The sequence below is a fragment of the Acidobacterium sp. S8 genome, from assembly GCF_009765985.1.
Classification (GTDB): Bacteria; Acidobacteriota; Terriglobia; order Terriglobales; family Acidobacteriaceae; genus Alloacidobacterium.
In genome coordinates, this window is sequence record NZ_LMUM01000002.1 from 76,420 (window position 1) to 78,042 (window position 1,623).

3 protein-coding genes and 1 tRNA gene are annotated in these 1,623 nt (G+C 57.5%); all 4 read right to left on the reverse strand.

The features are described 5' to 3' along the window. A partial coding sequence (locus tag GSQ86_RS22910) for an elongation factor Tu (protein WP_216840959.1) occupies positions 1–720 on the reverse strand: 720 nt, incomplete at its 3' end. A 17-nt stretch (positions 721–737) separates the two neighbouring features. Next, the gene (locus tag GSQ86_RS00435) at positions 738–1,025 is read right to left on the reverse strand and encodes an antibiotic biosynthesis monooxygenase (RefSeq protein ID WP_256366810.1); all 288 of its coding nucleotides are present in this window, start codon (positions 1,023–1,025) and stop codon (positions 738–740) included. 46 nt (positions 1,026–1,071) lie between these two features. Further along, positions 1,072–1,380, reverse strand: coding sequence for a hypothetical protein (locus GSQ86_RS00440; RefSeq protein WP_158747988.1), 309 nt, complete (start codon positions 1,378–1,380; stop codon positions 1,072–1,074). 31 nt (positions 1,381–1,411) lie between these two features. After that, a tRNA-Gly gene (locus GSQ86_RS00445) sits at positions 1,412–1,486 on the reverse strand. Positions 1,487–1,623 lie beyond the last annotated feature (137 nt).

Consider the following 1,623-nt stretch of genomic DNA (forward strand, 5'->3'; position numbering starts at 1 on the left):
CACCTTCACCTTGCCGCGCTCGATACGGCCCGTCACGACTGTGCCGCGGCCCGAGATCGAGAAGATGTCTTCCATCGGCATCAGGAAGGGCTGGTCGATCGCGCGTGCCGGTAGAGGAACATTGTCGTCCACTGCCTGCATCAGCTCGTCTACCTTTGCTTCCCACTGCGCTTCGCCGTTCAGGGCGCCCAGTGCTGAACCGCGAACCACCGGCACATCGTCGCCGGGGAAGTTGTACTTCGACAACAGCTCGCGCACTTCCATCTCGACCAGGTCGATCAGCTCAGGATCCTCAACCGCATCGCACTTGTTCAGGAAGACCACGATGTATGGCACGCCTACCTGGCGAGCCAGGAGAACGTGCTCCTTGGTCTGCGGCATTGGACCGTCGGTCGCTGCCACCACGAGAATTGCACCGTCCATCTGCGCTGCGCCCGTGATCATGTTCTTGATGTAGTCGGCGTGGCCCGGGCAATCGACGTGCGCATAGTGACGGTTCGCCGTCTCGTATTCCACGTGCGCCGTTGCGATCGTGATGCCGCGCTCCCGCTCCTCAGGCGCGTTGTCAATCGTGTCAAACGAGCGGAACTTGTTGTTCGGATTATGCTTCGACAACACCTTCGTGATCGCTGCCGTCAACGTCGTCTTCCCGTGATCGATATGTCCTATCGTCCCCACATTCACGTGCGGCTTCGACCGGTCAAATTTCTCCTTCGCCATTGCGAATTCTCCTCGTTTTACTCGGAGGGAAATGCGCCAATCTGGCGCTCCCATTCCGTTAATCCTGCTAATTTCACGTCCAGCGTCTCGTAGCTTTCGCAATACGCCAGCCGAAAATCTTCAAATGCCCTGCGCGAGGTCCACGCATCCAGCGTGAAATACCGCATGGGACGCTTGACGCTCTGCACCAATTCCACACCCAGAAACTCCGGAGACTTCCGGAAGAGCCGGGCCCAAATACCATCGGAGGCATACGCTTCGAGAAAGGCGGTCTCGCAGCCCTCACGCACCTCAAACTCCCACATCACTACGTAGACATTGGGCTCAGAGGCCTGCGCAAATGCAAACTCCTCAGTAATACGCGTACACCTTCAAATACTTCTGCCGCAGCTCCGGTGCAACATGCTCCACCAGCCCGAGATACATCTCACGCACCTGTCCACGGTCGGAATCGCCAAGCGCGCCGTAAAGCGCTGGCGTCTTCGCGCCGAGAAATCCATGCGCCAGAATTGCTTCAAACTGGCGGGCCCGCAGCCTTGCCCGCTCTATCTGACGAAGAAACTTTGCCGCATGCGCCGGAGCAAAAGCTTCCTGCAGCGCCTTTTCCACCTCGGCAAAAGTCTTTTCATCCTGTACCGGAAGAACTGCCTGCTCGAACATTATTGCTACGCGCTCCGCTTACTTAAAATTCTGGAGCGGGAGACGGGAATCGGACCCGCGACCAACAGCTTGGAAGGCTGTGACTCTACCACTGAGTTACTCCCGCAACCGCTTAGCTTTTAACCTCCAACTGTTAACTCCCAGCCGATTCCTGCCTGACGCAAGACGGCGGTCGCATTCAAACCGGCGACCGCACCCACACGCTAGAAGCTAATAGCCAGAAGCTAATAGCTGAATTTCTGG

Excerpts from the sequence above, each read along its gene's own strand:
- GSQ86_RS00435 (WP_256366810.1), bottom strand. The coding sequence starts at position 1,025 with ATGTGGGAGTTTGAGGTGCGTGAGGGCTGCGAGACCGCCTTTCTCGAA.
- GSQ86_RS00440 (WP_158747988.1), bottom strand. The coding sequence starts at position 1,380 with ATGTTCGAGCAGGCAGTTCTTCCGGTACAGGATGAAAAGACTTTTGCC.